This is a genomic window from Bacillus sp. HMSC036E02 (genome assembly GCF_001836235.1).
GTDB lineage: Bacteria > Bacillota > Bacilli > Bacillales > Bacillaceae_G > Bacillus_A > Bacillus_A cereus.
The window spans coordinates 155498-181037 of the sequence record NZ_KV827850.1; the positions used below are offsets into that span (position 1 = coordinate 155498).

Genomic DNA, 25540 nt, shown 5'->3' on the forward strand with positions numbered 1-25540 from the left:
AGAATGAGTAAATTAGTTGTAATTGGAGGCGGACCAGCTGGATATGTAGCGGCAATTACCGCGGCTCAAAATGGAAAAGAGGTCACTCTTATTGATGAAGCTGACCTTGGCGGAACGTGTTTAAATGTTGGGTGTATGCCGACGAAATCATTATTAGAAAGTGCAGAAGTGCATGACATTGTGAGAAAAGCGAATGATTATGGGGTTACGCTTAATACAGGAAGTATATCAATTGATTGGGATCAAATACAGGCAAGGAAATCACAAATCGTAATGCAACTCGTCCAAGGAATACAATATTTAATGAAGAAAAATAAAATTAAAGTTATAAAAGGAAAAGCGAAATTCGAAACGGATCATCGTGTGCGAGTTGTACAAGGAAATAAAGAAGAAGTAGTGGATGGAGAGAGGTTTATTATCGCAGCTGGTTCCGAACCTACAGAATTACCATTCGCTCCGTTTGATGGAAAATGGATTTTAAATAGTAGCCATGCGATGTCTCTTGAGAGTGTACCATCTTCATTGTTAATCGTTGGCGGTGGTGTAATAGGATGCGAGTTTGCAAGTATTTATAGTCGCCTTGGGACAAAAGTTACGATTGTTGAAATGGCACCGCAATTATTACCAGATGAAGATGAAGATATCGCACATATTTTAAGAGAGAAATTAGAAAGTGATGGCGTAGAAATATTTACAGGAGCTGCTTTAAAAGGATTAAATAATTATAAGAAGCAAGCTTCATTTGAATATGAAGGTAGTATCCAAGAAGCTAACCCGGAATATGTTCTCATTTCTGTCGGCCGAAAACCACGTGTACAACAATTAGATTTAGAAAAAGCAGGGGTTCAGTTTTCAAATAAAGGGATTGCTGTGAACGAACATATGCAAACGAACGTATCACATATTTACGCAGCTGGTGATGTGATCGGTAGAATTCAGCTTGCTCACGTTGCCTTCCATGAAGGAACGACAGCAGCATTACACGCAAGTGGAGAAGACGTGAAAGTAAATTATCACGCTGTGCCTCGATGTATATACACAGCTCCAGAAATAGCTAGTGTCGGGTTAAGTGAAAAAGGTGCAAGAGAACAATATGGTGATATTCTCATCGGAGAATTTCCTTTTACAGCGAACGGAAAAGCTCTTATTTTAGGAGAACAAGTAGGGAAAGTAAAAGTCATTGTGGAACCTAAATACCAAGAAATTGTAGGGATTTCTATTATCGGTCCTTATGCAACTGAACTTATTGGTCAAGGAACCGTAATGATTCATACAGAAGTTACCGCTGATATAATGAGAGATTATATTGCAGCACATCCAACTTTATCTGAGGCGATTCATGAAGCGTTAATGCAAGCAGTAGGACATGCTGTACATGCTTAAATAGAAATATGATAAACCACTATTCTCTAAATGAAAGAGAGAATAGTGGTTTGAATTTTTATAGAAGAAATTAAATGTCTTATTACTATTTAATTTCAATCGCTGAAGTAATATCGTTCCAATCAGCAGCTAAATTAGCAGTTTTACCGTACCAATCAGCATGTTTAAATAAAACGCCTTTTCCATATCCTTGTGTTGAAGTGTGCTCCCAAAGTGTCGTTGAATAACTTGCAGAAGGTGACGCTGTACTTACAGAAGAAATTCTGTCATTCCAGCTAGACGGTAAGTTTTTAAATCCGCTGCTCCAGTAAATGTATTGGCCACCTTTATCTTTATGTTCATAAAAATCAGTACTACCAGCACCGCTACCTAAAGGATTAATTTTATTTTTAATTGCTTTTTTATCCTTTTCAATATACGCATCTAATGTTTCACGACTAGTAAAACCATAAGCTAGCCAATCCCCATTTTCATTTTGCTCTGGTAATACCATAGTAATTTGGATATTTTTCTTATCCTGATCATTTAATTTTGCAAATGAATTAACATTTTGTTCATCCACTTTTAAATAATCAAATGACTTAATTGTGTTGCTTTTTTCTTCAGCACTTACCGCACCTAGTCCTCCAGTTAATGCAAAACCCGCTACTAATGTTCCTGCTACTAATTTCTTCAACATATAACCATCCCTTTTTGTTTGAATTTTTGTACAGGTGAATCTTGTACAGCTAAAATGTATTCTAATTTTATACTTTTGTAAATATTCTGAAGTTTTAGAAATAATAGGCGGAATATTTACAGTTTTACATTTTTTCTTTAGAAAAAATAGTTATTGGAATGATATAATAAGTGGATATATTGTTTTTACTGGATTTAAAAATGTTTTAGGAGAGATGTCATTGAAATATTTTACAAGAGATTGGTATAAAAAAATGCAAGTTTTAGAATTTGTAAGTTTTATAGAGTCTATAAAAGAATGGTCAGAAATGGATATACAAAGTTTAAAGGAAGAAATAGAGGAAAGGAAAATAGATTTATTAAAATTCCTTCCTGAATCGATATACTCAATTATACAAAACATCACAATTAATTCAGAATACCCATCAGGTGAACTGAAAAAACGTATGCAAAAGTGGTCAACAGATTATGAGAAAAGAGTGGCACAATTAGATCAATTATACGTAGAATATTTTAATTCTATTGAGAAAAAACTTCCGTCAAATGTCGCTCAGTTACACAAGACATCACTACACGATAGTGTAATTAAAGTAATAAAGAGAGAATCAGAAGATACTTTGTCTATCGTATTAGATTGCAGTGGTACTTTTAGTGAATTTGATAAACTTGAAGTAACCTTTATAGGAGTAACAAAGTGTTCTATGCCGGAAAACTTTGAAAATGCTTGGTGGTTATATCATGAAATAGCTCTTACTGAAGATGGTTTTGAACTAGGTGTTTTATTTGACTCTCCATTTAGAGAAGTGACGATTTGCGCGGCAGATGTATTACTTGTGAAGAAATAATGTTGTATGGAGTATTACAAACGTTTGACATAATAAAAAAATAAAGTTATTGTAGATACATGAAGTCTACAATAGGGGCTGTATTATGAAATATTCTAAAGCTACAAATTATGCTCTTCATACAATGCTTTTTCTGGCAAAGGCTACACCAAATAAGTTAGTTAGTGTTCACCAATTAGCAGAAATGCAAAATGTTTCACCAACGTACTTGTCTAAAATACTAACTAAGTTGACGAAGGAAGGGATGATACATTCATCATCTGGTCCAAAGGGCGGTTACTCGCTTAGTAAGAATTGGGAAGATATTTCATTTTTAGATATTATACATGCAATTGAAGGTAAAACATCATTGTTTGAATGTTGTTTACATGACAAACCTGGATGTTTAATTAATGAAGTAATGCTCGCAGCAGAAGAGAAAATGGAAGAAGAGTTACGAAATCAAAAAATCGTAGATCTTGCGAAAAAAATAAAAGTGGATTTTTAATCTGCTTTTATTTTTAAATTAATTAAGGATAAAAAGACTCTTTGATATCTTTAATTGTAGTTAGAAAATGATATGAAGAAGGAGAGAAGATGATGACTAAATTTTGGAATGATCGATATAAATCAGATGAATATTTTTACGGGGAAGAACCTAATACATTTATTAAAGAACAAGCATTTCGTTTAGCAAATCACAATAAAGTAATAGCATTTGCGGAGGGAGAAGGTAGAAATGCTGTATTTCTAGCAAGACAAGGGAACGAAGTAACAGCTATTGATTATTCGGAAGATGGATTAGAGAAGACAAAAAAATTGGCAGAGAAGCATAATGTAAACGTGCATACAAAAAAAGTAGATTTATTAGCTGATAGTTTGCCAGAAAATGAATATGATGCAGCAATTATGGTATTTGGACATTTTCATGATGATTATAAAAAAATGATATTAGGTAAAATGATACAAACGATAAAGCCTGGTGGTTTAATTATGTTTGAAGTTTACTCAAAAAAACAAATAAACTATGGTACTGGTGGACCAAAAGATGTTGATATGCTGTATGATCCAATTGATATTCTTACTTGGTGTGAAGAACATAAGGTAATTCATTTCTTTAATGGAGAACAAGAGCGAGTTGAAGGGAAAGGGCACACTGGTTTAGCTGATGTTATTCAAGTTGTTATTAGAAAATGAATATAAGTGTTAATGAAAGGTAAATGTATGAATGTAAAAAGACCAGTCATTTAAGACTGGTCTTTCTATTTAGATACTAAATTATCAAGCTTCCAATATGTATTTGTTAACGGCGCAGCTTTGCTATCTATGTATAAATACATATTATTTAAATCTTTTGGTGAAGTTTTCAGTTCAAACACAACGTCAGTAGTTAAAGAGAATTCGTGTGGAACATTTTTATAGTGCTCGTCATCTATCGGATGAGCTTCACCTTCATATTTCTGACCAGTTTTTTCATCTTGTATGAAATATTTTATTTCCGAAAGATCAATAGTTTGTCCATCGTCCCGAACATTATTAATCATAACACGAGTAGTAAGGCGCCGCTCTTTGTCTATTTTTTCAAACTTTGCATTTTCAACTGTTGCTCTATAGTATTCGTTTTTAACTATTTCTCCATAGTGCATTGCATTCTTTTCGAGAGCGCTCTTTTCTTGTTTTGATGTAGTATTGCTATTACATCCTGTTAATATTCCAGTAAATAATAATGCTGTACATGTCGTTTTGATTAATGATTTCATAGTAATCCCTTTCTGTATTAAAAAGTAAAACATAGGAATAATTTTACATCAACAGGAAGGTAAATGGAAGTATTTTTGCGTAATATACAGATATACATTTATTTGGTTGGCAAATTATTGGGATAGAAAGAGGGAGAAGGCTGTATAAAACGGAATAAATAAGAACTGAAAATATTGTAAAACAGAAGGGGCATACATATAATTAAAATAAAGTTTAAGTTTCTGAATCTTCAATAACGGTGGTGATAACATGTTTACTGAAGAACGTCGAGAGAGAATCTTAGAACTACTTAATACAGATGGAAGAGTAATCGCAAAGGAACTTGCGGAAAGATTTGATATGTCTATTGATTCTATAAGAAGAGATTTGTCTATTATGGAAAAGGATGGTTTATTAAAAAGAACGCACGGAGGTGCAATTGAACTTACGCGAGTGAGGAACTTAGCTGCGGAACCAGCTAAACGTTATAGTGATAGCTCAATATATGAGGACACAATTGCAAAAGTTGCGGCATCTTATATACAAGAAGATGATTCTATTTTTATTGGCGGGGCTTCCATTCATAATGCGATGCTGAAATATTTACCGGAAGTATCATTTACGGTTATTACGAATTCTATAGAAATAGCTGGTCATCTAAGAGAATATAAGAACATCGATACATATTTAATTGGTGGAAAAGTAAAGCCTTCAGGAAATATTACTGATACATTTGCCTCTGAATTGATAAGTAGATTTTCTATTGATTTTTATTTCTCTACAGGTGGAGGCATTTCATTACAAGGTATTAGTACTGCAACACCTGAAGTTGCTTATTTTAGTAAAAGAGTAAGTGAAATTGCTAGAAGAAATATTTGTTTAGCTCCGCATAATAAACTTGGAATAGATTGTTTTATAAGAGGAGAGTCTCTAAAAGAAATTGACCTTATTATAACTGACGAAGAGGCTAGTAAAGAAACTGTTCAGGAATTTGAGAAACAAGGTAAACAAGTTGTAATAGCGCCATTATATTCATTTGAAAGGAGTTTGACATGATTGTAAAAGAGCAAGAGTATCATATAAATGGATTAACTTATACAATTCGTTCTGCAGCTGAAAAAGATGCTGAGCAGTTATCGAAAATTAGAGTTCAGATTGATGGAGAAACTGAAAATATGGATAGAGATGCTGGAGAGGGATTTATAGATGACCTAGGGTTTCAAAAAATAATAAAAACAGATAGTGAAGAAACGAAGAATCTCTTTTTAGTTGTAGAAGTGCACAATCGAATTGTTGGATTTTCAAGATGTGAAGGATCAAATTTTAAGAGATTATCTCATAAAGTGGAGTTTGGCGTTTGTATTTTAAAAGAGTTTTGGGGATATAGAATGGGGAAGAGCCTATTACAACAATCTATTAAATGGGCTGACGAAAATGCAGTAAATAAAATATCTTTACAAGTATTAGAGACAAACGAGAAAGCTATTCATCTTTATAAAAAATTAGGTTTTGAAGTAGAAGGCATTTTGAAAAATGACAAAAGACTATCGGATGGAAAGTATTATAATACGGTAGTGATGGGAAGATTTACTAATACTTTTCATGAAAGAGGTGAAGAAGTATGTTTTACAGAAGGAAGTACTATGTAGTGAAAAATGAATTCATAGAAGTATTTAATGATCATTTCAATCACACGAACTTACCTAATCAATTAAAGCATGGTTCTAGGCTAATAGGACGCTGGATGAAAGATAATAAGAATGGTACGTCTGAAGTATTTGCCATATGGGAATATGATAGTTATGAACAGTATAATGAAATAGAATCGAAAATTAGAAGTGACGAGAGGCATATTAAAGGAATACATGAATGGTATGAAAACCATGGCGGGAAAGAATATGTTTTACAGGAGTACATAGTAGAGATGAAAAATGAAGAGTTAGTATGTACTGTAAAGTAGCAGAGGGGTGAGGGATAAGAGAAATTAAAACAAAATTATATTTTAGTTTAGCATCCACTATTTTATTTGCAATAGCCGTGATTGTTTTCTTTATAAATGGTAATCCACAAAAGTGGTTTTGGTTATGTATTTTCTTTGCGTCCATTATATAAAATATAGTGCTACTAAAAAAGAATAAAGAAGTGCATTTAGATATTCAAATTATTAACATATTTGTGTCGTCTTGCTAGTTGTATTGAAAACGCTTTTATTCAGTTTTATAATAAAAGTATGTTTTATAAATCTCCAAAACAATTAAAAGGGAGATGATACAATGTTAGCTTCACCGTTTTACTTACATACATGGAAAAAGTTTGTTAATGAAGGTGTTCTTGATTCAAATCGCATAAATCAAAGAATTTCAGAATCGTGGCATCGATGTAAACAGGCTAATGTTAATCCTCACATGAATAAAGGTCAGAAAATTTTGTCTTCTAACATTTTTCAAGAACAAAAGAAAAAGAGTGAAATTTTCCTTGATATCGCATTACCTCAAATACAAAATATGAGAAAAACCATTGATGAACTACAAATGATGGCATTATTAATCGATCCAGATGGTTATGTTCTATCGTTAAGTGGAAATAAACAAACGTTAAAGCGAGCGAAACATATTAATTTTATTGAAGGTGTAAAATGGACGGAATCAGCTGTTGGCACAAATGCAATTGGAACAGCGCTAGAAATTGAAGAAGCTATTATGATAAGTGGTACTGAACATTACACCGTGGCATCTCATAGCTGGAGTTGTGCGGCTGCTCCCATTCATAATGATGATGGGAAATTAATTGGTGTTCTAGATTTCTCGTGTCCAATTGAATTTTCGCATCCATATATGCTCGGTATGGTAACTTCAATTGCACATGCGATAGAACGTGAATGTAGCATAAGAGTTCATCAAAATGAATTACACTTAATCCATCGTTTTTTAGATGTCATTGATAGTGATGAACAAGTAGTTATTTGTAATCATCGTGATGTTATCGTTTCTGCGAGTAAGAGCGTTCGTGAACGAATAAATAATTGGTCAAGAATGAAAGTTGAAGAGTTAATGCACCATGGATTGGAAACTAAATTAGAGATACCGGTATATAGTAATGAAAGAATGATTGGGAAATGTATGTATTTAAAGGAAAACAAACAAATGAATACATATTCTACTTTCACATTTATAAAAGGAATTACTTTTCCAGGAGTTACCGGGACAAGCAGAGCATTTCAACACACACTAGAAGAAATTAAGCTTGTTTCACCGACTGATGCTAGTGTGTATGTATGTGGTGAGACAGGAGTAGGAAAGGAATATGTCGCGAGAGCGATTCATGAAAATAGTCCAAGAAAAGACGGGCCCTTTATAGCTGTTAACTGCGGTTCTTTGCCTAAAGAATTAATGGAAAGTGAATTGTTCGGTTATGCTGAAGGTGCATTTACAGGTGCGCGACGTCAAGGATATAAAGGGAAATTTGAACAAGCAAACGGAGGAACATTATTTTTAGATGAAATTGGTGAAGTACCACCAGAGATGCAAGTAGCATTATTGCGTGTTTTACAAGAACGCACAATAACTCCAATTGGGAGTTCAAAATTGGTACCAGTAAATATTCGTATTATTACTGCCACACATAAAGATTTACTACGGTTAGTAGAAGAAGGGAAATTCCGCCAAGATTTATATTATCGTTTGCACGTTTATCCGTTATATGTTCCATCGTTAATAGAAAGAAAAGAGGATATCCCATATTTTATACAACACTTTTGCGAACGGAAGAATTGGAATGTTGTATTTCCAAAGAGTATATACAATCAATTTTTACAACATACATGGCCCGGAAATATTCGGGAACTAGTAAATGTATTAGAACGTATTTACATTTTGTCGCAAGGACGGGAAATATGCGAAAAACAAGTCGTTTTTTTGATACAAACAATGATGGGAAATCAAGAACAACTTGAGTTGCAAGCTGAAAATAAAACAGAACATACATTACATTTTCGCGAAAAAATACAGCGTGATAGCATGATTGAAGCATTACAAAAGACAAATGGAAATGTTTCGTTAGCTGCAAAACTATTAAATGTACCCCGTAGTACATTTTATAAACGAATGCAAAAATATAAGTTATAAAGTAGATTTTTGCAATCTACTTTTTCTTTGTGGGCTCATGTTCTGTCGGAATGTGCGCTTACCGGGGAAATAATAGAATTGTTAGAAGGGAAATTTCCTAATGGAGGTTAGTGTGTGAAGTACATTGAAATTGGAATCGGGAATAGGTGGTTTGTTCGAACGGAAACTGAAAATAAAGATGGGACTGAATTTGAAGAACGAGGTATTATAAAACCTATTTATTTTGAGTCATTATACGTACGTATTTGGTTTCGGAAAACTTGTTTTATTTTTGATACGAAAGAGGGTTTTAAGAAAGATAAGAAGAGAAGGGTTGAATATAAATTTATTGTTGGAATTGTAAGTAGACTGAATAAAGAAAAAGTGGGCTAACATGCGTAGTTATATTGGACAGGAAATTCTTTTGACTTATATCAAATTCATGAAAAGCACATTTACTAAATATAAATTGTTAATAAAACCGCTAAGAAAACTTAGCGGTTTCTTTTTAAAAAGGGAGGGTTTGCGTATGAATAGGATCGTAACTGTTTTACTTGCAATTATTATAATGGGGTATTCCATTTATAGTTGGAATGATACTTCGGAACTGAGTATGCTAATTTTACAAACGCTTTTAGGGTTTATGTTAGTTAGCTTAGGCGTGCAAAATTTAAAAAATAACGGAAAAGAAAATAGAAGTATAGGAATTGCTTTACTACTCGTGGCTTTGTTTTTAATTGTTGTATCTTTAATAAAATATTTTATATGAATAAGTTTTTAAATTAATAAAAAATGATTATTTATTGAATCCCCCTCACAATAAAAAGTTGAAATTCTACTTGTATTTCACTATATAAAATATGGCATAATGATTTAGTTAAAATAGAAATGGATAGGGTATTTGAGAGGGGCATTATAATGAGTTTTGCAATTGAAATAGTAATAAAAGCACCATTGGATGTTGTATGTGACTACATAATAGAAGATGAAAAAATAAAAGAATGGAATACGTTTATAATAGAAAATCGCTATCCTTCAAATATGGATAAAGAGAATCCACGTGTAGGAGATAAATATATTACTGTTCAAAAAGTCGGTAAGAAAATATTCGAGGCTGAAGTAGAAATCCTTGAATACGATGCACCGCATATTATTTCACTTGGTAGTGAAATGAAGCAAGGATATTCAGCAATGACTTATATGTTAGAAGAAGATGAGGAAGGTACAGCACTAACAGTAATTTCAGAATATGAACCTAGTAATTTTTATTATAAAATGATGTATAAGTTAACAGGCTGGATTTCACGAGGTTTAACTATAGAACAAATAGAGCGTCTAGCAGAGTGTGTAGAAACTGCTTATAATAAAGAAAATTAATATTAAAGACATATTAAGAGAAAAACGTTACTCAAAGGATTGAGTAACGTTTTTATTATTTGAAGATTTTTCATTGAAAATTTTAATAGCTCGTTCAAATATTTCTTGATCAATACGAAATCTTTCTGTTATCCAATAAGTAAGTTCAAAAGAGGTAAGGTTATGTTCTCTTTTCTTACCTTGGAAATATCGTTTTAAAACATTATCATTAATAGAAGTTGGAATACCATCGATATAACCGAAAATTTGAATTTTCTTTAATACAGGAGATGTATGCCAATCGTTAGACTTTGTAATGAGTTCTTTCATACTTGATAAATGTATTGGCTCTGCATGTAAGATTTTTGCTGGACCTGGATTTCTAGCAATTTTAATCCTATTATTTGAGACTTCATAAGTGAAAGTTTCTCTTACATTACTTACTTGAAATGATTCATAAAGTGGGTAAGATTGGAATAAAGGTGCACAATAACCAACATCAACATAATAAGGTTGGTCTAAGTTAACCCGTAAGCATAAATGTCCGGGATCCATATACATATAATGAACATTAAAACCAAGATTTGATAATAACCAATGAAATCCAATTGAGTGCGTCCAACAAGTACCCCTGAGACCTTTTGTTGTAATACAGTTTATGTATGTCTCAATGGAAGGAAAATAATCCTCTGTTTTCTTACCTTTTTCCCAGTCGATTATTTTAGTAAGAGTTTCCCACTTTACTTTTTCTTGATGAGCTTTAATAAGCTCATTTAAAAACTTTAAGCTAGTAGGCTGTTTTGTCGTACCTAAAAATGATAGGAAGCTATTTACTAGTTGTACTTGGGTCATTTTCTTATCCTTTCTATATAGAAATTGCTATTGGTATTATTATACAATAGGTGTCAGAAAATACAGTTGTTTATTATTGGAGTGGGAGAGAATTATATGTCGATGTCGCTATATTATAAAAAAATCCGTGAGCAATTAGGCTGTGAACTAATTCTAATACCGAGTATAGCTGCTGTTATTAAAAATGAGCAAGGGAAAATCTTATTTCAATATCCTGGTGGAGAATACTGGAGTTTGCCAGCTGGAGCAATTGAACCTGGAGAAACTCCAGAAGAAGCAGTAATTCGGGAAGTATGGGAAGAAACAGGATTGAAAGTACAAGTAAAAAAACAAAAAGGGGTATTTGGAGGGGAAAGGTTCCGTCATATATATCCGAATGGCGATCAAGTAGAATATATTGTTGTTGTGTTTGAATGTGAAATTACTAGTGGAAAACTGAAATCGATAGATGGTGAATCTTTAAAACTACAATATTTCTCATTTTCTGAAAAGCCTCCTTTAGCACTACCATACCCGGATAATATATTTTTATAGATGTAAAATAGCACACCTTATTTATTGAAGATGTGCTATTTATATAACCCAGTGGTATACATTTCTGTCAATGTATATATTATCTCTTCCAACTCTAGATTGTTATCATTTTTCACAATCGTCCAAAGAAACATCTCATTCATCGCAAACCAAGCACGTGCTACAATTTCTTTATTTAATTCAGGCTGTGCTAATCCACTTTCTTGAGAGTATGTAATATCCTGCGTAATATTGTTTATAAAGCGTTCCCGTATCTCGTCCCATTTTTGACGTATTTCTTTTGATAATCCAATCGCTTCTTGTACTACTTGTAAAATAGCTCGTTCTTTCTTTGCTAGTTGTAGAAATGCTCTAACTTGATTTTGAATCATTTTATGTGCTTCCTCTTTTGTTTGAGGCGAAAAGGAGCGCTCAGCAATATCATAAAATTGATTCATAACATCTTCCATTAAACTAATTAGGAGATTATCTTTGTTTTTGAAGTATACATATGCTGTACCATATCCGGTTTCTGCATGTTTAATAATTTGTGTAATTGTCGTTTTTTGAAATCCGTTACGTATAAAAATAGTGTAACCAGAGTGTAATAGTTTCTTCTTCGTTTCTAAGGAGCGGTGTTTTCTTGATGAAAGGGTACTGTTTTTCAAAGAATCACCTCTTTATACTGAAATATCTGAAAATATAATTGTATTGTAAAAGAAGTTCATATATAAAGTCAACTGACATAATATCATTGACGTTGTATCAATTAAGGTGATATATTTCAATTAGTTAGAATAAAAAGAAAATTAAGAGAAGGTGACACCATGTATAAAGAACCATTTCAACCAACTTATGAGTATGCGCTTGAATGTGATAAACATGATGAACTGAAAGATTTTCAAACTGAATTCTATAAAAAAGAAGGTACTATATATTTAGATGGAAACTCATTAGGGCTACTTTCAAAAAGAGCAGAGAAATCATTACTTACGTTGCTAGATTCGTGGAAAGAGTATGGTATTGACGGCTGGACAGAAGGTGAGCATCCGTGGTTTTTCCTTTCAGAGAAATTAGGTAAACTTACAGCCCCTCTTATTGGAGCTTTACCGGAAGAAACTATTGTAACCGGTTCCACAACTGCGAATATACACCAAGTTATTGCGACGTTTTATGAGCCGAAAGGAATACGTACAAAAATACTTGCGGATGAATTGACTTTCCCATCAGATATTTATGCACTTCAAAGTCAAATTCGTTTAAAAGGATTAGATCCAGAGGAGCATTTAGTAAGAGTGAAAAGCCGAGATGGTAGAACACTTTCTGAAGAAGATATTATCCATGCGATGGAAGATGATATCGCTTTAATTTTATTACCTTCTGTTTTATATAGAAGTGGTCAAATTCTTGATATGAAAAGTTTAACAACGGAAGCTCATAAACGCGGCATTCACATTGGATTTGATTTATGCCATTCAATAGGATCTATTCCGCATCATTTCAAAGATTGGGATGTCGATTTTGCTGTTTGGTGCAATTATAAATATTTAAATGCAGGACCGGGTAGTGTTGCAGGCCTTTATGTAAATAGTAAACATTTTAATAGACTGCCAGGATTGTCTGGATGGTTTAGTTCTAGAAAAGATAAACAGTTTGATATGGAGCATACATTAACAGCTGCCGATCATGCAGGTGCTTATCAAATTGGTACACCGCACGTATTAAGTACAGCACCTTTAATTGGTTCTCTTGAAATGTTTAAAGATGCTGGTATTGAACGTTTACGCGAAAAATCTTTACATATTACAAGATATATGCTGAATTTAATTGATCACGAATTAAAAGATTTCGGATTTACAATTGGAAATCCATTAGAGGATGAAAAACGTGGCGGGCACATATATTTAGAACATGCAGAAGCAGCACGTATTTGTAAAGCGCTAAAAGCAAATGGAGTTATCCCTGATTTCCGAGCACCTAATGGAGTAAGACTGGCGCCGGTCGCTTTATATAACACATATGAAGAAGTGTGGAAATCTGTACAAATATTAAAGAAAATTATGAAAGAAGAAGAGTATAAGCAGTTTGAAAATAAGCGAGAGGTTGTGGCATAAGCATGAAAACATCAGAGTGGATTGATATTTCACAACCGCTAAATAATGATATTGCAACGTGGCCAGGAGACACACCGTTCTCATATGAAGTTTCATGGTCAAAAGAAGAAAGTGGCTCGGTAAATGTTGGAAAGTTAACGATGAGTATTCATACAGGCACTCATATTGATGCACCATTTCATTTTGATAATGATGGAAAGAAAGTATTGGATTTAGATGTTCAAGTTTATGTTGGCCCAGCACGGATTATTGACGTTTCTAATCTTGAAAGCATCGGGAAAAAGGAATTAGAAAGCTTTCATTTAGAAGGTGTAGAACGATTATTATTACGTACATCTTCACATGGAAAAGCTGAAGAATTTCCAGATGTGATCCCTCATTTACGTGCAGACATAGCACCTTTTCTTTCGGAGAAAGGTATTCGTTTAATCGGAGTAGATGTCCCATCAGTTGATCCGCTAGATGATAAAGAATTAGCAGCGCATCATCAATTATTTAAACATGGAATTCATATTTTAGAAAATGTCGTACTAGATCATGTAGCAGACGGTGATTATGAATTGATTGCATTACCACTTGCATTAACTGATGCGGATGGAAGTCCAGTTCGAGCCGTTATTAGACCAATATAAGTAGAATCATATAAAAGGGGCGTTTGGCTAATATGAAAGAAAATGAAAAAGTAATTATGGAAAAAGGGATTCATACGGATTTTAAAGAGAATATGACGTATGGGGAATATTTACAATTAGATAATTTACTATCTTCTCAAAAAAGATTATCAGACCATCATGATGAAATGTTATTTATCGTTATTCACCAAGCAAGTGAGCTTTGGATGAAGCTCATTTTACATGAGCTAAATGCGGCGATTGAATCTATTAAACAAGATAAATTACAACCAGCTTTTAAAATGTTAGCACGTGTATCAAAAATTCAGTCTCAAATTATTCAATCTTGGGATATTCTTGCGACATTAACACCATCAGAATATATTGAGTTTCGTGATTCACTCGGTCAAGCTTCAGGTTTTCAATCGTATCAATATCGTATGATTGAGTATGCACTTGGCTATAAAACGCCACATGCATTAAAAATTTATGAAAAGGATCCAGAATTACATGCACGACTTCATAAAGCGCTACATGCACCAAGTCTATATGATGTCGCGATTCAAGCATTAGTAAAAGAAGGATTCTCTATTCATAAAGATGTGTTAAACCGTGATATTACGCAGCCTTATGAAGAAGATGCAACAGTAGAAGCAGCATGGTTAGAAGTGTATGCGGATGTGAAAAAATATTGGAATTTATATCAGCTTGCTGAAAAATTGATTGATATTGAAGACTGGCTACAACAATGGCGTTTCCGTCATATGAAAACAGTAGAAAGAATTATTGGACATAAAATGGGTACAGGTGGATCCTCTGGTGTTTCTTATTTAAAGCGAGTACTTGATCAACAATTCTTCCCAGAGCTTTGGAATGTTCGTACGAAATTATAAAAATAAACCTGTCAGTTCATTATGGCTGACAGGTTTATTTTTATTTGAGCACAATTATGTTTAAAATGAAGGAACAAGATATAATAAATGGATTAACTATTTAAATGGAGGTAAAGTTTTTGGATTTCAAGCAACTAGAAAATAAATTCGAAAAGAAAAAAGTGAATACATTTCTTGTTTATCAAAAAGGACAATTAACAACTGAGTATTATAAAACACCCGAATGTGCAAATAACTTATATAAAATAAATTCGATTACAAAAAGTATCGTATCTTTATTAATTGGTATTACAGTTGATAAGGGCTATATAAATGATATACATACACCGATCACAGAGTGGATTGAAAATGTACCTAGGGGAAAACATAATTTAACACTATATCACTTATTAACAATGACTACTGGTGAGGACTGGAAAGAGTTTGGGAATGGAGTAGTATTCCCAAATGACTTTGTAGAATCAGAGAACTGGGTACAGTACATATTAGAAAAGCCAATAATTGAAGAACCTGCTACAAAAATGAATTATAATTCAGGTTCTTCTCATTTACTGAGCTATATTATTCAAGAAGCTACTGGAATGTCGACAGAGCGGTTTGCAAAGAAATATTTATTTAATCCATTAGAAATTAACGAATACGAGTGGCAACAAGATCCGCAGGGTATATATGTCGGCGGCTTCGGTATGAAAATGAAATCTACCGATTTATTAAAATTAGGAAAATTATGTTTGCAAAATGGATATTGGGATGAAAAAGAAATTGTATCAGCGAAATGGTTAGAAGAGTCAAGTAGGGCGCATTTTGAAACATATGAACATGTCGGCGCATATGGATATCACTGGTGGGTATTACATACCGAAAGATTTCACATACCGTATTGTATATATTTCGCTATGGGATACGGCGGACAATACATCGTTATCATTCCTCAGTTAGAAGTAGTAGCTATTATAAGTAGTCATATGCCAAAACGTGGGCTCGTTCCATTAAAACTATTTATTGAGCATGTACAGGGAAATTCTAATTATATATAAGAAAAGGAGGGAATGTATGAAGGATGAAAAAATTTTATCTTTATTTAGATTCTGTTTAAGTCTTCTAGTATGTAGCGCCATTATTACGCAATTCATAATCAGGGCACAAGTGAAACCGTTCAATCCAGTTAACTTTTTTAGTTTCTTTACTATCGAAAGTAACATTTTAGTTGCATGTATTCTCCTTTTAAGTAGTATCGGAACAGCTACATTTGGTCGCTCAGAGCAGTTTAGTATACTTCGTGGTGCGGCGACGGTATATATACTTACGACAGGACTCGTTTATTTTTTGTTACTAAGAGGGTTAGAAGAGTCACTTCAAACGGCAATACCATGGGTAAATACTGTGCTACATTATATCATGCCGATTACAATGCTTTTAGATTGGATTTTAAATCCACCTATTAAGAAAATCACTTGGAAACAAGCTGCAAGTTGGCTTTTATTCCCGTTTTTTTACGTTGTATATAGCTTAATACGTGGTCCAATCGTGAATTGGTATCCATATCCGTTTTTAGATCCGAGAATAGGTGGATATGGTAAAGTACTTTTATACAGTATAGGGATAGCAGTTGTAATTGGCTCTATTTGTATATTGGTAAGATTTTTAGGGAATCGAAACTTTAGAAAAGAATTTTAGAAATGCAAGAACCCCACTGTGTCTGTTTTTAACAGTGGGGGTTTCACTTTATCCAGCTATTTGTCGGGCTGCCCGTAAAAGTCCGATTGGTGAGGGCTGATGATTAGTGGGAGATGAACAAAACCCCCACTGATTAAGGTTTCACTTTATCTACTCGTCTTCTGAAACGACAACTTTATAAATTTCTCCGTCTTCGTTTCAAATTCTACATCAACAAAAACACCGTATTCTTTTCCGTTCTCACGTAACCACAATTTAAATTTTTCAACAGTTATTTGAACTGTTTTTGGTTTTCTACCTATATGAAGATAGTCAATAATTTCTGCTTTTGGGTATTGTTCTTTCGTCTTTTCTACGGCAAGTTTACCCCATTTGGCATACGGCGGCTGCGCATGAACAATTGATAAGCCTGTATATATATTTGAACATGTTGTTAGGAACAGAATGACAAGTGCGACACGTTTTAACAATTTTTTCATGATGAACTCCTTTTATCCTTTTTTATATTGTTTACATATTTTTTCAACGATATTAGTTTGGATTTTTTTGTCTTCTTTACATAAAAGCGAGGCTTTTACAAAACATAACCAAGAAATCATTTCCGTAATTAAGGAGGGAAAATTATGCGCCAAAAAGCTATTTTTAAAATAGCAGTTTTACTTGCGTTCATAGGACTGTCTTTAATGGTCAGTAGTATACAATTAAAGAATGTAGAAGCTTTTTCTAATCAAGTTATTCAAAGAGGAGCATCTGGCGAAGATGTCATTGAACTGCAATCTCGTTTGAAATATAACGGGTTTTATACGGGAAAAGTGGATGGTGTTTTCGGATGGGGTACATATTGGGCACTTCGGAATTTTCAAGAGAAATTCGGATTACCCGTTGATGGTTTAGCTGGAGCTAAAACGAAGCAAATGCTCGTGAAGGCAACGAAGTATGACAAGTCAACTGCTAATAAAGGGACGACAACGAATAAAGGAAATAGCGGTGGCACTGCACAAGAGAATAAACCACCTCAAAATAAAGGGACAAATGTTCCGAACGGTTATTCTCAAAATGATATTCAGCTTATGGCAAACGCAGTATACGGAGAATCGCGTGGTGAACCGTATTTAGGACAAGTTGCAGTAGCTGCCGTTATTTTGAATCGTGTTACAAGTGCGTCATTCCCAAATACTGTTTCAGGTGTAATCTTTGAACCTAGAGCATTTACAGCGGTAGCCGATGGACAAATATATTTAACGCCAAATGAAACAGCAAAAAAAGCAGTTTTAGATGCGATTAACGGATGGGATCCAACAGGAAATGCTTTATATTATTTCAATCCAGATACTGCGACTAGTAAATGGATTTGGACTCGTCCACAAATTAAAAAAATCGGTAAACATATTTTCTGTAAATAGAGCGGAGGTGGGACAATGTTACGAGGTATTATCATTGTATTATTAACAGTCGGTGTAGTAGGAACAGGCTATTGGGGCTATAAAGAGCACCAAGAGAAAAATGCAGTTTTAATTCGAGCGGAAAATAGCTATCAACGTGCATTCCATGATTTAGCATACGAAGTCGATTTATTACACGATAAAATTGGCACAACACTTGCGATGAATTCACGATCATCTTTATCACCTGCATTAGCGGATGTATGGCGTTTAACATCTGAAGCTCGCTCGGATGTAGGGCAACTTCCTTTAACATTAATGCCATTTAATAAAACGGAAGAATTTTTAGCGAATATCGGTGATTTCAGTTACCGTGCAGCCATTCGTGATTTAGAAAAAGAGCCGTTAAATGAGCAAGAATATAAAACGCTACAAACTTTATATTCAAATGCAGGAAATATACAAGATGAACTAAGAAAAGTACAACATCTTGTTTTGAAAAATAATTTACGCTGGATGGATGTAGAAATGGCACTTGCATCAAATCGCGATCCAGCAGATAACACAATTATTGATGGATTGAAAACTGTAGAGAAAAACGTAACATCATATTCTTCTACAAACTTCGGACCGACCTTTACAAGTGCGCAAAAAAATAAAAAAGGCGGATTTGAAGCGGAAGGAAAGGCAATTTCTAAAGATGAAGCGGCGAAAATCGCAAAATCGTTTCTGAATTTAAAAGGAAATGAAAAAGTAGATGTTGAGAAAAGCGGAAAAGGTGCGAAAGAATCCTTCTATAGTGTGAAAATTAAAGATGAAGCAACGAATAATGAGTTCTATATGGATATTACCGGAAAAGGCGGATATCCAATTTGGGTTATGAATAACCGCGAAATTAAAGAACAGAAAGTTAGTTTAAACGATGCAGGTAGTAAAGGTTTGAAATTTTTAAAGGACCATAAGTTTAATAATATGGAGCTTTATGATAGCTCTCAATATGATAATGTTGGTGTATTTACGTATGTAGTAAATGAAAATGGAGTACGAATTTATCCAGAAGCAATCCAAATGAAAATTGCTTTAGATGATGGTTCTATCGTTGGGTTCTCCGCAAAAGAATATTTAGCGTCACATCAAAAGCGAACAGTTCCATCGGCAAAGCTAACTGCAGCAGAAGCAAGAAAGAAAATCAATCCGGATGTAAAAGTCATGGAAGAACGTAAAGCTTTAGTAGTCAATGATTTGCATAATGAAGTGCTTTGCTATGAATTTGTAGGCACTTTAGGAAAAGATACGTACCAAATATTCATTAATGCTAATAGCGGGGCCGAGGAAAAGGTAAAGAAAATGCAAGCTGTTGAAAAAATTTATGATTAAACCTTAATAGTGAAGTGGTGAAAATAATGAAAACTCTAATATATATATTGATGCTTTGCTTCGTTATAACTGGATGCAGTATTGGAAAAAAAGACAATCCAAACGAAAAGCCGGAACAAAAAAATGTTTCAATGAAAAATGTTAATTATACGAATAAATCAAATAAGCCAAATGAAAAAGCAGCAGATCATTTAGCATCTTTAGCAGCAAGTGTGCCAGGTGTGAATGATGCAACGGCGGTCGTTGTTGGAAAATATGCTATTGTAGGTATTGATGTAAAAGCAAAACTTGATCGAACTCGAGTTGAATCAATTAAATACTCTGTTGCAGAAAGTTTAAAAAATGACCCTGACGGTGCTAATGCAGTCGTTGTAGCAGATGTTGATACGTATGAACGGCTCAAACAAATCGGAAAGCAAATTAAAAAAGGAAAAACAGGTGAAGGTATACTAGATGAATTAGCCGCTATTGTGGGCCGAGTAATGCCACAAGTTCCAAATGATATGATAGAAAATAGAGAAACGAATCCAATTAAAGATAATGATAAACAATTACCAAAAGATGAAGAACAAGAGTTAAGAAAAGAACAGGATGATCAATCAAATAATCATTTGAATAAATGAAATTAGCCTCGTACTTAATTGTACGAGGTTTTTAAATACAATATTAAATATTCAGTTTATTTTCAAGGAAAAATATGGTTTAATTATGATGGGAGGGACAACTGTTATGATGAAAAAAAGCGCATGTATATTGTTTAGTTTATGCTTAGGTTTCAGTATGACAGCGTGTGAACAGAGAAAAGAAGTGAAAAATCAAACAGCAACTTCTTCTACTGTGATGGAAAGGCAACAGAAAGAGTCTATCAATATAAATCATTTTTCGAGTATAAATGAAGGGATGACTTATACAGAAGTGAAAGATTTAATTGGTTTTGAAGGAGATTTACTTATAGAAGAAGGGGTAGAACATTCTACACAAATTAAACAAATTTTTGCTTGGAAAGGAAACAATCCAAATTCATTTGTTGAAATTACCTTTTTAGATGGAAGAGTGCATTCAAAAGCACAGCAAGGTATAAGTTAATAAGCTAAAAAATGGGAGAGTTTAGCATGAACATACACACAGGGGAAATTCAATTAGTTCCGTATAAGGAGAAATATAAAGAAGTTATACAAACATTTACTTTACCAAGTGAACAAGTTCAGTTTACATCAGATCCAAGCGCATTACTGGAGAAAGCAAAAAGTGATCGTACAAAAAATGTGATTGTTATTTTAGATTACAATGGGGTACCGGTGGGTCTTTTCGCATTGGAAACGGGAGATAGAGTAAAGGAGTTCACAGATAATGAGGATGCTTTACTTTTAACATCATTTTCTATAAATCATAATAGACAAAGAAAAGGATTCGCTAAAAAGTCATTGTTATTATTAGAAGAGTTTGTAAAACGTTATTTTCCAATAAAAAATGAAGTTGTACTTGCTGTGAATGAAAGAAATATTCCTGCACAAAATTTATATGCAAAAGTCGGCTTCCAAGATAAAGGTTTTAGAAGAATGGGACCAATAGGCCAACAAATAATAATGCATTTGTCTATAATGAAATAATGAGATAGAAAACTTACTCTTGAATATTCATGTAGTAGGTTTTTTTATTTTAATAATATACAATATATGTATATGAAATGAAACAGAAATGAAGGATATAAAAAATAAATCAAGATAGAAAATGGAATATCGTTGGGGGAAGAGTGATTAAAACTGGGATTGCAGTTTTTCTTACAGTGTTAGTTTGTGAATTTTTTAATATCTCAACTTGGAGTTATAAAAATGATTTAAAAGATTATAAACCAAATCATTATCATCACCATTTTTCAAGTGAGTATATTATTTTATTTGAGGTATTATCTATTCATGATATGTTAGAAGAATTAAAACAAATATCCGAGAAATATGAGTGGGGAAATCGATTCAATTGATAAGTTCATTTTATTGTGGGGGGAATAGTATGACACTTTATATTGCATTACTAAGAGGAATCAATGTCGGTGGACATAAAGTAATCAAAATGGCTGAGTTAAAACGAGTGTTTGAATCAATAGGGTTAAAACAAGTGAAAACGTATATACAAAGTGGTAATATCGTGTTCGAATCTGAGGAAGATATAAACTTTCTAAAAGACCGAATACAAACGGAAATAAAAAATGAATTTGATTTCGATGTTCCAGTCATGCTAAGAACACATGATGAATTTATAAATATTATTAAGCAATGTCCGTATGAAGTTCATTCATTGTTAGAAGGAGAAAGTGTTCATGTTGCTTTTTTAGCTAATGTACTTTCTGAAGAAGAGAGTAGTCAATTGCTTATATTTAAAAGTGAACTTGAAGATTGCTATATAGATGAGAAGGTCGTTTATTTATTTTTCAAAAATAGCATTCGAAATTCTAAATTAATGAACCAGTTTCAGAAGTTACATACACCAGCTACAGTTAGGAATTGGCGGACTGTGAATAAATTAAAAGCAATTGTAGAGAGTATGTAAATATAAAAAGATGAGGTTTTCTACATGTAGAAAACCTCATCTTTTTACTTATATTGTTTTGCAACTACGAGTTCGACAATAGGATAAATAAAGAAGGAAGAGCAAATTGCGATGAACAGAGGGAGGTTTTTTACTCCATCTAAATTAGCCCCCATAGAAAATCCTTCAGAGAAGATTAATATAAGGAACATTACAATTACAAGCACAAAATATGCAATTTTAAAGCTTTTATATGTAATTTGTTGTCCCATTTCATCTTGACTTTCTTCTGATACACCGTGGGGATCTCCCCAAGTAATGTAATTAATTAAATTACTAAGTATTAACGAAATAGCAAAAATCGTACCGCCCAAAATAGAACCTTCAGTTATGTATTTATATGTGCCATGTACTAGTATTGCAATTAATGCTAAAACAATGATTATAAAAATAGTTTTTTTAGTATTCAATAAATAATTGCCCCCTTGATTGTAAAAAACTCTTTACAAATATAAGTATAAAATTGGAAAAGTATCATGTCAAATACTTTTTACACGAAATATGTAAGTATGTAATATTTTAGTTCTATGATAAATAAAAAATTACAATACATTTGAATGTAAAAGAATGGGCTCGCATATATTTGGAAGGGATGTCAGATTAATTTAGGGGGTAGTTATGTCTATACTTTTAAAAGCTGGTGCAGATGCAGGAAACAACGGTTTGAAGTTAATGGTGAAAGGGCAAGACCCTATTTTTATTCCGAGTATTTATTCTTTATATATAGGTGAGCCTACAGGACTCTTAGATGAGGTAGATGTTTCATTATCTGAATTAGAAAACCACATTGATGTGACTATAAGTTCGCCATCGTTAATGCTAAATAATGTACGATACATCGTTGGAGAAAAAGTCATTCAAGATCAATTAAAAGGTACTGAGGTAGAGAAGAAATCAAATAAGTCAACGGATGAGTTAATGGTTATTACAATACTATCAGGTTTGGCGGTAAGCGCTATGCGTCAAAGTCCAACTTCTAGCCATATTAATATTCGTTATGATTTATCTGTCGCTCTTCCTATGCAGCTTATTACACAAGAAATAGCTGCTGAAAATGCAAAACGTTATATGGGAAATCATAAGGTTATTTTCCATTATCCGAACGGACGCGATGTGACAATTAATGTTTCAATTGAGTATTGTAAATGCCTGCCTGAGGGTGCTTCTGGGACGTGGGGCATTGTATACGATGAAGAAGGAAATGTTGTGAAACATAAAATAGAATGTGAGCAAAATCAAGTTTCTGAAATTGATTTTGTAGATAAAACTCTACTCTCTTTTGATATTGGCGCAGGGACGACAGAAGAAGTCGTTTCATTAGGGGTGAATTTCCGTCCGCAACTAAGTAAAGGTTTATCTTATGGTGTAAAAGAGACGTTACTACAAATCATTACGAGATGGAACCGGAAGTATCCAACTAAAACGATTGATAGCATTACAGAATTCAATCAAATTTATTTAAATGATAAGCATCCGAGAAATACATTGTTAGTTGAGGAATCACAGCCAGCGCTATTAGGTTTAGCAGCGCGTGTTGCAACAGATATTATAAATAAAATTGATGATATGAAAGACGATCCATACGTGTTTATTTATGGCGGGGGTGCAGTAATTATTAAAAACAGTTTAAAAATGATTTTAAAGCAAAAAGGACGACTCAAAAATGTAATCTTTGTAGATAATCCGTTATTTACAAATGCACGAGGATTATTAGTCTATACTTGTTCGCCAAAATATAGAGAGCATAAGCAAAAAGAGTTAGGATTTACAAACTTAACGATAAGTTAGTTGGTGGAAGTATGCGATCTAGGCGATATAAACGTGGTGATCGAGTAAAAATCAATATTCATAAATCGGTATCACCTGAAATGCTTGCGTGGCTGAATAAACAATCAAATCCAACTAATTTCTTCTTCTTTGCTGCGCAGCAACTATTCAAACAAGTAGGAGATATTGACGTTTCTAAAGCTTTACCAAGCAGCCATGTTTTCTCATTATATGTGGAGCCTTCATCCTTATTAAAAGTCGAAGTAAACCCTTTTAAAAACATGACACTAGACACAAATACATCCACTGAAAATGCAAAAAAAAAATTATGGGAATCTGTTGATCAATTAGATTGTCCATTTTTTTAAACATAGAAAAATATAAGAAGTCCCCATCACTATACATACGAATACAGTGATGGGGTTTTGTTTGTAAATGAAAGGGGCACAATACAATTTGTGACCCTTCCATTAGTTATTTATCTAAATTTTAGATGTATGTTTAGAAACAGCATTAATTATGCTTTCCCAGTCATCTGGATGGTTTTCATGGCCTGCCCCTTTAAGGGTTAATAGTACTGAGTTTGGAATTTCATCAATTAGTGCGAGGCCATGTTCAAATGGTAGTGCTGTATCGTCTGTTCCGTGAATAACTAATGTAGGTGTTTGTATGGATTGAAGTACACCTTCATATGCATCATCACCTTGAAGTAAAGCGTGATTAAACATACTTAATAAATTGTTTGCGCGTTCTATTTCTTGTTTTACTTGTTTATAAACTCTATTTTCATCAAATATTCGTTCTGATCCACATAATAGACGAGATCCTGAAACTAAATACTCTGCCACATCATTTTTATTTGCCCAATCTATACTTGTGCCATTTACATGATGTGTTAAAATCCTTTCGTCCATTGGAGGTAAATCGCGAGTATTGTCATCAGATCCTATTACACTAGTCGCTAGTAAAGTTAGCGTCAAAATTCTTTCGGGATGTTTTACAGCGGCAATTTGAGCAATCATACCACCTAATGACATGCCAAATAGGTGAGCTTTATCAATATGATAAGCATCTAGTACTCCAATTGCATCTTCAGCCATATCTGTTACTGTGTAATTGGAAGTTCTAGGTTCATAGGCAACAGAGCGTCCAACATCACGGTTATCAAAGCGAATAACAAACTTCCCCGTACTAGCCAACAGCTCACAAAACTCTTCGTCCCAATAAACCATGGAACATGTAGCGCCCATAATTAATAAAATAGCAGGGTTCTTAGGGTTTCCAAAGCTTTCTGTACATATATCAATTCCGTTTATTTTAAACATCTTTTCACTCATATAGTTAGCCCCATTTCTTTTGAATTTGATCAATAAAACAGTTTTGGATGATTCTAAGATGTGTGTAAGATTCGTGGTGGAATTCATCCCGCTATTTGCTGGGCAGTAAGAGTCCCATCTTAAAATTCAGGGAAAGTAAAGAAGTTGGGAGGGGACCAACTTCCCGAAAAAGCCCGATTGGCGAGGGTTGATTAAAGTTTCACTTTATAATGCTTCTTGCATAATTACCCCCAAAAATAATTATATGTTAATTCAAGGCAAAAAATTTTGAGAAATAATTGTATGTTATTAAAATAAACAGCAAGGAGGAGAGGAAATGAAAGCAATTATTATTGATCAATATGGTC

General features: G+C 33.4%; 32 protein-coding genes. 25 read left to right on the forward strand and 7 right to left on the reverse strand.

What is annotated here, in order from left to right; genetic code table 11:
• Nucleotides 1–3: 3 nt before the first annotated feature.
• On the forward strand, nt 4–1383 hold the full coding sequence (gene lpdA, locus HMPREF2590_RS14960) for a dihydrolipoyl dehydrogenase (protein ID WP_061139195.1): 1380 nt from the start codon (nt 4–6) through the stop codon (nt 1381–1383).
• An 85-nt stretch (nt 1384–1468) separates the two neighbouring features.
• Here lpdA and HMPREF2590_RS14965 read toward each other — a convergent pair whose 3' ends face one another.
• The gene (locus tag HMPREF2590_RS14965) at nt 1469–2062 is read right to left on the reverse strand and encodes a hypothetical protein (protein ID WP_000914430.1); all 594 of its coding nucleotides are present in this window, start codon (nt 2060–2062) and stop codon (nt 1469–1471) included.
• Nucleotides 2063–2282: 220 nt separating this feature from the next.
• Here HMPREF2590_RS14965 and HMPREF2590_RS14970 point away from each other — a divergent pair, with 220 nt between their 5' ends.
• From HMPREF2590_RS14970 to HMPREF2590_RS14980, 3 genes are all read left to right on the forward strand, one after another.
• Complete coding sequence (locus HMPREF2590_RS14970; RefSeq protein ID WP_000873445.1) at nt 2283–2906, forward strand: DUF4085 domain-containing protein; 624 nt, start codon at nt 2283–2285, stop codon at nt 2904–2906.
• An 85-nt stretch (nt 2907–2991) separates the two neighbouring features.
• Nucleotides 2992–3393: an Rrf2 family transcriptional regulator gene (locus tag HMPREF2590_RS14975; protein ID WP_000877650.1), complete on the forward strand. Its 402-nt coding sequence runs from the start codon at nt 2992–2994 to the stop codon at nt 3391–3393.
• 89 nt (nt 3394–3482) lie between these two features.
• Nucleotides 3483–4082, forward strand: coding sequence for a class I SAM-dependent methyltransferase (locus tag HMPREF2590_RS14980; RefSeq protein WP_001987438.1), 600 nt, complete (start codon nt 3483–3485; stop codon nt 4080–4082).
• A gap of 65 nt (nt 4083–4147) precedes the next feature.
• On the opposite strand, the gene HMPREF2590_RS14985 is transcribed toward HMPREF2590_RS14980, so the two are convergent.
• Nucleotides 4148–4645 (reverse strand): hypothetical protein, encoded by a 498-nt coding sequence (locus tag HMPREF2590_RS14985; protein WP_000838470.1) that lies wholly within the window; start codon nt 4643–4645, stop codon nt 4148–4150.
• Nucleotides 4646–4895: 250 nt separating this feature from the next.
• Between HMPREF2590_RS14985 and HMPREF2590_RS14990 the strand changes: the two genes are divergently transcribed.
• From HMPREF2590_RS14990 to HMPREF2590_RS15025, 7 genes are all read left to right on the forward strand, one after another.
• Nucleotides 4896–5681: a DeoR/GlpR family DNA-binding transcription regulator gene (locus HMPREF2590_RS14990; RefSeq protein ID WP_000493656.1), complete on the forward strand. Its 786-nt coding sequence runs from the start codon at nt 4896–4898 to the stop codon at nt 5679–5681.
• Entirely contained in the window at nt 5678–6274 is a 597-nt protein-coding gene (locus HMPREF2590_RS14995; protein ID WP_000635686.1) for a GNAT family N-acetyltransferase, read from the forward strand. The genes HMPREF2590_RS14990 and HMPREF2590_RS14995 overlap by 4 nt, the downstream gene beginning before the upstream one ends.
• Nucleotides 6247–6585, forward strand: coding sequence for an NIPSNAP family protein (locus tag HMPREF2590_RS15000; protein WP_000499983.1), 339 nt, complete (start codon nt 6247–6249; stop codon nt 6583–6585). The genes HMPREF2590_RS14995 and HMPREF2590_RS15000 overlap by 28 nt, the downstream gene beginning before the upstream one ends.
• Before the next feature lie 313 nt (nt 6586–6898).
• A complete protein-coding gene (locus HMPREF2590_RS15010; RefSeq protein ID WP_065845373.1) occupies nt 6899–8749 on the forward strand; it encodes a sigma-54-dependent Fis family transcriptional regulator in 1851 nt (616 codons plus the stop codon).
• Nucleotides 8750–8863: 114 nt separating this feature from the next.
• The gene (locus HMPREF2590_RS15015) at nt 8864–9121 is read left to right on the forward strand and encodes a DUF3977 family protein (RefSeq protein WP_000873842.1); all 258 of its coding nucleotides are present in this window, start codon (nt 8864–8866) and stop codon (nt 9119–9121) included.
• A gap of 136 nt (nt 9122–9257) precedes the next feature.
• The gene (locus HMPREF2590_RS29985) at nt 9258–9497 is read left to right on the forward strand and encodes a DUF3953 domain-containing protein (RefSeq protein ID WP_001080075.1); all 240 of its coding nucleotides are present in this window, start codon (nt 9258–9260) and stop codon (nt 9495–9497) included.
• Nucleotides 9498–9646: 149 nt separating this feature from the next.
• Nucleotides 9647–10105, forward strand: a complete 459-nt coding sequence (locus tag HMPREF2590_RS15025) for an SRPBCC family protein (RefSeq protein WP_000006410.1) — start codon at nt 9647–9649, stop codon at nt 10103–10105.
• Between the two features lie 27 nt (nt 10106–10132).
• On the opposite strand, the gene HMPREF2590_RS15030 is transcribed toward HMPREF2590_RS15025, so the two are convergent.
• Complete coding sequence (locus tag HMPREF2590_RS15030; protein WP_000195535.1) at nt 10133–10936, reverse strand: arylamine N-acetyltransferase family protein; 804 nt, start codon at nt 10934–10936, stop codon at nt 10133–10135.
• A gap of 96 nt (nt 10937–11032) precedes the next feature.
• Here HMPREF2590_RS15030 and HMPREF2590_RS15035 point away from each other — a divergent pair, with 96 nt between their 5' ends.
• Complete coding sequence (locus HMPREF2590_RS15035) at nt 11033–11470, forward strand: NUDIX hydrolase (protein WP_000062913.1); 438 nt, start codon at nt 11033–11035, stop codon at nt 11468–11470.
• Between the two features lie 35 nt (nt 11471–11505).
• Here the strand turns inward: HMPREF2590_RS15035 and HMPREF2590_RS15040 are convergent, their stop codons facing one another.
• Nucleotides 11506–12117 (reverse strand): TetR/AcrR family transcriptional regulator, encoded by a 612-nt coding sequence (locus tag HMPREF2590_RS15040; RefSeq protein WP_000798555.1) that lies wholly within the window; start codon nt 12115–12117, stop codon nt 11506–11508.
• 159 nt (nt 12118–12276) lie between these two features.
• On the opposite strand from HMPREF2590_RS15040, the gene kynU reads away from it, so the two are divergent.
• The 5 genes from kynU to HMPREF2590_RS15065 all read left to right on the forward strand — a co-directional run bounded on the left by kynU (nt 12277) and on the right by HMPREF2590_RS15065 (nt 16744).
• The gene (gene kynU, locus HMPREF2590_RS15045) at nt 12277–13563 is read left to right on the forward strand and encodes a kynureninase (protein ID WP_000276293.1); all 1287 of its coding nucleotides are present in this window, start codon (nt 12277–12279) and stop codon (nt 13561–13563) included.
• A gap of 2 nt (nt 13564–13565) precedes the next feature.
• A complete protein-coding gene (kynB, locus tag HMPREF2590_RS15050; RefSeq protein WP_000858061.1) occupies nt 13566–14195 on the forward strand; it encodes an arylformamidase in 630 nt (209 codons plus the stop codon).
• A 32-nt stretch (nt 14196–14227) separates the two neighbouring features.
• Complete coding sequence (gene kynA, locus HMPREF2590_RS15055) at nt 14228–15067, forward strand: tryptophan 2,3-dioxygenase (RefSeq protein ID WP_050821886.1); 840 nt, start codon at nt 14228–14230, stop codon at nt 15065–15067.
• Nucleotides 15068–15186: 119 nt separating this feature from the next.
• Nucleotides 15187–16104 (forward strand): serine hydrolase domain-containing protein, encoded by a 918-nt coding sequence (locus tag HMPREF2590_RS15060; protein ID WP_050821885.1) that lies wholly within the window; start codon nt 15187–15189, stop codon nt 16102–16104.
• A 16-nt stretch (nt 16105–16120) separates the two neighbouring features.
• Nucleotides 16121–16744 (forward strand): Pr6Pr family membrane protein, encoded by a 624-nt coding sequence (locus tag HMPREF2590_RS15065; protein ID WP_000650953.1) that lies wholly within the window; start codon nt 16121–16123, stop codon nt 16742–16744.
• Between the two features lie 146 nt (nt 16745–16890).
• On the opposite strand, the gene HMPREF2590_RS15070 is transcribed toward HMPREF2590_RS15065, so the two are convergent.
• Nucleotides 16891–17223, reverse strand: a complete 333-nt coding sequence (locus HMPREF2590_RS15070) for a DUF3889 domain-containing protein (RefSeq protein ID WP_000734900.1) — start codon at nt 17221–17223, stop codon at nt 16891–16893.
• 144 nt (nt 17224–17367) lie between these two features.
• On the opposite strand from HMPREF2590_RS15070, the gene sleB reads away from it, so the two are divergent.
• The 6 genes from sleB to HMPREF2590_RS15105 all read left to right on the forward strand — a co-directional run bounded on the left by sleB (nt 17368) and on the right by HMPREF2590_RS15105 (nt 22050).
• Nucleotides 17368–18147, forward strand: a complete 780-nt coding sequence (gene sleB, locus HMPREF2590_RS15075) for a spore cortex-lytic enzyme (RefSeq protein ID WP_001249053.1) — start codon at nt 17368–17370, stop codon at nt 18145–18147.
• Nucleotides 18148–18162: 15 nt separating this feature from the next.
• On the forward strand, nt 18163–19503 hold the full coding sequence (gene ypeB / locus HMPREF2590_RS15080; protein ID WP_000943727.1) for a germination protein YpeB: 1341 nt from the start codon (nt 18163–18165) through the stop codon (nt 19501–19503).
• 26 nt (nt 19504–19529) lie between these two features.
• A complete protein-coding gene (locus tag HMPREF2590_RS15085) occupies nt 19530–20126 on the forward strand; it encodes a YhcN/YlaJ family sporulation lipoprotein (protein ID WP_000854053.1) in 597 nt (198 codons plus the stop codon).
• Nucleotides 20127–20232: 106 nt separating this feature from the next.
• Nucleotides 20233–20589: a hypothetical protein gene (locus tag HMPREF2590_RS15090; RefSeq protein WP_000976447.1), complete on the forward strand. Its 357-nt coding sequence runs from the start codon at nt 20233–20235 to the stop codon at nt 20587–20589.
• Nucleotides 20590–20600: 11 nt separating this feature from the next.
• Entirely contained in the window at nt 20601–21113 is a 513-nt protein-coding gene (locus HMPREF2590_RS15095; protein WP_002061531.1) for a GNAT family N-acetyltransferase, read from the forward strand.
• 400 nt (nt 21114–21513) lie between these two features.
• Nucleotides 21514–22050 (forward strand): DUF1697 domain-containing protein, encoded by a 537-nt coding sequence (locus HMPREF2590_RS15105; protein ID WP_000177396.1) that lies wholly within the window; start codon nt 21514–21516, stop codon nt 22048–22050.
• 44 nt (nt 22051–22094) lie between these two features.
• Here the strand turns inward: HMPREF2590_RS15105 and HMPREF2590_RS15110 are convergent, their stop codons facing one another.
• Complete coding sequence (locus HMPREF2590_RS15110; RefSeq protein ID WP_001093143.1) at nt 22095–22499, reverse strand: hypothetical protein; 405 nt, start codon at nt 22497–22499, stop codon at nt 22095–22097.
• A gap of 208 nt (nt 22500–22707) precedes the next feature.
• Between HMPREF2590_RS15110 and HMPREF2590_RS15115 the strand changes: the two genes are divergently transcribed.
• Both HMPREF2590_RS15115 and HMPREF2590_RS15120 read left to right on the forward strand, forming a co-directional pair.
• On the forward strand, nt 22708–23877 hold the full coding sequence (locus HMPREF2590_RS15115) for a ParM/StbA family protein (RefSeq protein ID WP_000025622.1): 1170 nt from the start codon (nt 22708–22710) through the stop codon (nt 23875–23877).
• Between the two features lie 11 nt (nt 23878–23888).
• Complete coding sequence (locus HMPREF2590_RS15120; protein ID WP_001257760.1) at nt 23889–24224, forward strand: hypothetical protein; 336 nt, start codon at nt 23889–23891, stop codon at nt 24222–24224.
• Between the two features lie 114 nt (nt 24225–24338).
• Here the strand turns inward: HMPREF2590_RS15120 and mleBCA are convergent, their stop codons facing one another.
• Nucleotides 24339–25193: a BCA family alpha/beta fold macrolide esterase gene (gene mleBCA / locus HMPREF2590_RS15125; RefSeq protein ID WP_001291321.1), complete on the reverse strand. Its 855-nt coding sequence runs from the start codon at nt 25191–25193 to the stop codon at nt 24339–24341.
• Between the last annotated feature and the right edge of the window lie 347 nt (nt 25194–25540).

Coding starts and splice junctions, on each gene's coding strand:
- lpdA (WP_061139195.1), top strand. CDS start 4: ATGAGTAAATTAGTTGTAATTGGAGGCGGACCAGCTGGATATGTAGCG.
- HMPREF2590_RS14965 (WP_000914430.1), bottom strand. CDS start 2,062: ATGTTGAAGAAATTAGTAGCAGGAACATTAGTAGCGGGTTTTGCATTA.
- HMPREF2590_RS14975 (WP_000877650.1), top strand. CDS start 2,992: ATGAAATATTCTAAAGCTACAAATTATGCTCTTCATACAATGCTTTTT.
- HMPREF2590_RS14980 (WP_001987438.1), top strand. CDS start 3,483: ATGATGACTAAATTTTGGAATGATCGATATAAATCAGATGAATATTTT.
- HMPREF2590_RS14985 (WP_000838470.1), bottom strand. CDS start 4,645: ATGAAATCATTAATCAAAACGACATGTACAGCATTATTATTTACTGGA.
- HMPREF2590_RS14990 (WP_000493656.1), top strand. CDS start 4,896: ATGTTTACTGAAGAACGTCGAGAGAGAATCTTAGAACTACTTAATACA.
- HMPREF2590_RS14995 (WP_000635686.1), top strand. CDS start 5,678: ATGATTGTAAAAGAGCAAGAGTATCATATAAATGGATTAACTTATACA.
- HMPREF2590_RS15000 (WP_000499983.1), top strand. CDS start 6,247: ATGTTTTACAGAAGGAAGTACTATGTAGTGAAAAATGAATTCATAGAA.
- HMPREF2590_RS15010 (WP_065845373.1), top strand. CDS start 6,899: ATGTTAGCTTCACCGTTTTACTTACATACATGGAAAAAGTTTGTTAAT.
- HMPREF2590_RS29985 (WP_001080075.1), top strand. CDS start 9,258: ATGAATAGGATCGTAACTGTTTTACTTGCAATTATTATAATGGGGTAT.
- HMPREF2590_RS15025 (WP_000006410.1), top strand. CDS start 9,647: ATGAGTTTTGCAATTGAAATAGTAATAAAAGCACCATTGGATGTTGTA.
- HMPREF2590_RS15030 (WP_000195535.1), bottom strand. CDS start 10,936: ATGACCCAAGTACAACTAGTAAATAGCTTCCTATCATTTTTAGGTACG.
- HMPREF2590_RS15035 (WP_000062913.1), top strand. CDS start 11,033: ATGTCGATGTCGCTATATTATAAAAAAATCCGTGAGCAATTAGGCTGT.
- kynU (WP_000276293.1), top strand. CDS start 12,277: ATGTATAAAGAACCATTTCAACCAACTTATGAGTATGCGCTTGAATGT.
- kynB (WP_000858061.1), top strand. CDS start 13,566: ATGAAAACATCAGAGTGGATTGATATTTCACAACCGCTAAATAATGAT.
- kynA (WP_050821886.1), top strand. CDS start 14,228: ATGAAAGAAAATGAAAAAGTAATTATGGAAAAAGGGATTCATACGGAT.
- HMPREF2590_RS15065 (WP_000650953.1), top strand. CDS start 16,121: ATGAAGGATGAAAAAATTTTATCTTTATTTAGATTCTGTTTAAGTCTT.
- HMPREF2590_RS15070 (WP_000734900.1), bottom strand. CDS start 17,223: ATGAAAAAATTGTTAAAACGTGTCGCACTTGTCATTCTGTTCCTAACA.
- sleB (WP_001249053.1), top strand. CDS start 17,368: ATGCGCCAAAAAGCTATTTTTAAAATAGCAGTTTTACTTGCGTTCATA.
- ypeB (WP_000943727.1), top strand. CDS start 18,163: ATGTTACGAGGTATTATCATTGTATTATTAACAGTCGGTGTAGTAGGA.
- HMPREF2590_RS15085 (WP_000854053.1), top strand. CDS start 19,530: ATGAAAACTCTAATATATATATTGATGCTTTGCTTCGTTATAACTGGA.
- HMPREF2590_RS15090 (WP_000976447.1), top strand. CDS start 20,233: ATGATGAAAAAAAGCGCATGTATATTGTTTAGTTTATGCTTAGGTTTC.
- HMPREF2590_RS15095 (WP_002061531.1), top strand. CDS start 20,601: ATGGGAGAGTTTAGCATGAACATACACACAGGGGAAATTCAATTAGTT.
- HMPREF2590_RS15105 (WP_000177396.1), top strand. CDS start 21,514: ATGACACTTTATATTGCATTACTAAGAGGAATCAATGTCGGTGGACAT.
- HMPREF2590_RS15115 (WP_000025622.1), top strand. CDS start 22,708: ATGTCTATACTTTTAAAAGCTGGTGCAGATGCAGGAAACAACGGTTTG.
- HMPREF2590_RS15120 (WP_001257760.1), top strand. CDS start 23,889: ATGCGATCTAGGCGATATAAACGTGGTGATCGAGTAAAAATCAATATT.
- mleBCA (WP_001291321.1), bottom strand. CDS start 25,193: ATGAGTGAAAAGATGTTTAAAATAAACGGAATTGATATATGTACAGAA.